The organism is Geminicoccus flavidas (genome assembly GCF_009806515.1).
Lineage (GTDB): Bacteria > Pseudomonadota > Alphaproteobacteria > Geminicoccales > Geminicoccaceae > Geminicoccus > Geminicoccus flavidus.
Genome location: NZ_WUJP01000270.1, coordinates 1 through 2,745, shown reverse-complemented (window position 1 = coordinate 2,745; position 2,745 = coordinate 1). Strand labels below are relative to the sequence as shown.

At 72.3% G+C, this 2,745-nt stretch carries 3 protein-coding genes; all 3 read right to left on the bottom strand.

Features of this window, described 5'->3' with window-relative positions; all coding sequences use genetic code 11:
• Window positions 1-1,809: circularly permuted type 2 ATP-grasp protein (locus EQG76_RS07490; protein ID WP_200840629.1), on the bottom strand; the 1,809-nt coding region annotated here is incomplete at its 3' end.
• Between the two features lie 93 nt (window positions 1,810-1,902).
• Complete coding sequence (locus EQG76_RS07485) at window positions 1,903-2,427, bottom strand: GNAT family N-acetyltransferase (protein ID WP_159712036.1); 525 nt, start codon at window positions 2,425-2,427, stop codon at window positions 1,903-1,905.
• Between the two features lie 10 nt (window positions 2,428-2,437).
• Window positions 2,438-2,745 (bottom strand): transglutaminase family protein (locus EQG76_RS07480; protein ID WP_200840628.1); only part of this gene is annotated, 308 nt, incomplete at its 5' end.

The following is a 2,745-nucleotide window of genomic DNA, read 5'->3' as shown; positions in this document are numbered from 1 at the left end:
CGTCGCGTCGATCCCGTCATCGCCCGGCGCCACCGGGGGATGGAAGCGCGGCACGCGGCCGCGCATGTCCTGGAGGTGGAGGAGCCGGCCCAGCACGGCCGAGCTCACGCCCTGCCTAGTGTCGTCGATGCGATGGGCCAGGACGGCGCGCAGCACGCGGATCAGCGATTCCGACCGCTCGGCATAGCGGCCGAGCCAGAACAGGTTGTCGGCGGTGCGGCTCAGGAGGTCGCGGCCGCTCCGGCGCAGATGGATGACGCTCAGGCTGGGCTGCAGGATGCTGCCCTGGGCGACCTCCGCCTTGTCGGTGAGCACCCACAGGTCGCCCGCACCATGGCCGTTCGGCAGGCCGACCGTCTCGCCGGCACCGGCAAAGCGCAGGAGCCCGCCCGGCATCACCCGCCAGCTGCCGTCGGCGCCGAGGCTGGCATAGACGCGCAGCGCGCCATGGGCCGGCCGCACCAGTGTGTGGCCGTCCTGCTCGACGAAGGCCGGGAAGGTCGCGAGCGGCACCGGTGCCAGAGCCATGTAGCGGTAGCCGTGGCGCTCAAGCCGTTGGCGCAGCTCCTGCGCCTGTCGGGGCTGGAGCCGGGCGGGGTCGATGGTCGCCGCCGCCTCGCCCGGATCGTTGCGCGCAGTGGCGAGCTCGACCCGCCAGCGCTCCGGCTCGGCGAACAGCCTGGCACGGGCCGTCGGATCACCCAGCCAGAGTGCCGGCGCATCCGGGATCAGCGGCTCGTCGCCCGTGAGATGCCGGGTGAGTGCCGCCATGAACGGTGCGAGCACCCGGTTCTGCACCACCCCCGTGCCGGGCAGGTTGCGCAACTGCACGCCGCCCGCCTGGATCACCCGGACGAGGCCGGCTACGCCCAGGCCTTGCGTGCCCGGCACTTCCAGAGGGTCGCAGGCGAACCCGTCGATCTGGCGCAGGAGCAGGTCGACCCGCTGCAGCCCGTCCAGCGTCTTGAGGTAGAGCCGCTCGTCGCGCACCGTCAGGTCGGCGGTCTGGGCCAGGGTGTAGCCCAGGTAGCGGGCGAGATAGGCATGGCCGAAATAGGCGGGCTGGTCGGGCTCCGGCGCCAGCATCACGATCCGGCCGTCCTCCCGGCCGGAGGCAGCGACCAGATCGTCGCGCAGATGCTGGAAGTAGCCGACCAGGCGCTGGGCCTCGCAGCGGCGGAACAGGTCGGTGAAGCCATGGGTCATGGCCAGCCGGTTGGCCAGGGCATAGCCGAGGCCGGAGGGCGCCTCGGTCTGGTCGGCCAGCACGACCCAGTTGCCATCGGCATCGCGGGCCAGATCCGCCGCATAGCTGGTCAGCGGCCGTTCCAGCATGGCTGGGTGGCCGGCCACCGCATGGATGAAGCGCTCGCCGCCCAGGATCAGGTCGGCCGGGATGCGGCCCTGGCGCATCAGGTCCCGCGGGCCGTAGAGATCGGACAGGATCCGTGCCACCACCCGGGCACGCTGGCACACCGCCGCCTCGATGCGGCGCCACTCGCTCTCGGCCAGCAGCAGGGGCAGGGTATGCAGCCGCCAGGCGAAGGCACGGTCGTCCGGATCGGCATAGACGTTGAAGGCGGCACCGTCCTCGCGCACCAGCCGCACCGCACTGGCCCTGGCCGCCTCGAGCTCGCCCGGCCGCATGGCGCCGAGCTGGCTGGCCAGGCACTGCCAGACCGGCCTGACCCGGCCCCCGGCATCCATGAACTCGTCGAACCTGCCGGGCCTGGGCGCATAGCCGTCGAACAGCCGGCCATGGCCGGTGCCCTCGGCCGCAGGCGGCAGGATGGCGGCGATCAACTCCATGGCTGGCTCTTGCTCTGCGCGCACGCCGGAACCACCGTCGCCCCCTCGACGTTGCTGACGCTGGACCTGCAGTCCGGCAGGCCCAGCCTAATGTCAGCCGGGCCCGGCGTCTGCCCCGCTGCCCAGCGCCTTCTGCATGATCACCACGTCCAGCCAGCGGTCGAACTTCCAGCCCACCGCAGCCATGGTGCCGACGTGCTCGAACCCGGCGGCGCGATGGACCCCGATCGAGCCGGCATTGGCGGAATCGCCAATCACCGCCAGCGCCTGCCGCATGCCGATCGCCTCGCATTGCCGGAGGAGCTCCGCCAGCAGCGCCCGGCCGACGCCGCCGCCCTGGCAGTCCGGCGCGACGTAGATCGAGGTCTCGGCGGCATAGCGGTAGGCCGGGCGCGGCCGGAACCAGTTGGCATAGGCATAGCCCAGCACGGCCCCTGCCGCGTCAACCGCCACCAGCCAGGGCATGCCACGGCCGGTCACCTCGGCGTGGCGGCGGCGGATCTCGTCGAGACCAGGCGCCTCCAGCTCGAAGCTGCCGGTGCCGGTCTCGACCCAGTGGGCATAGATCGCCTGGCAGGCGGCCAGGTCCTGCTCTCGGGCTTGCCGGATGGATGCCATGAACGCTTCCTCAATGGCGGCGCAGGTCGAGGGTGAGCGGGAACTCCGGGTCGGGCGACGGCGGCCCCGGCCGGAACGGACCCTGGCTGTGCCCGGTCCGCTCGAACCTGGCGAGCCGGCGCGCCTCGGCCTCGTAGGAGTTGATCGGGAAGGCCTCGTAGTTGCGCCCGCCCGGATGGGCGACATGGTAGGTACAGCCACCCAGCGACCTGCCCGCCCACTGGTCGTAGAGGTCGAACACCAGCGGCGCATGCACGCCGATCGTGGGGTGGAGGCAGGCAGCCGGCTGCCAGGCCCGGAAGCGCACGCCGGCCACCA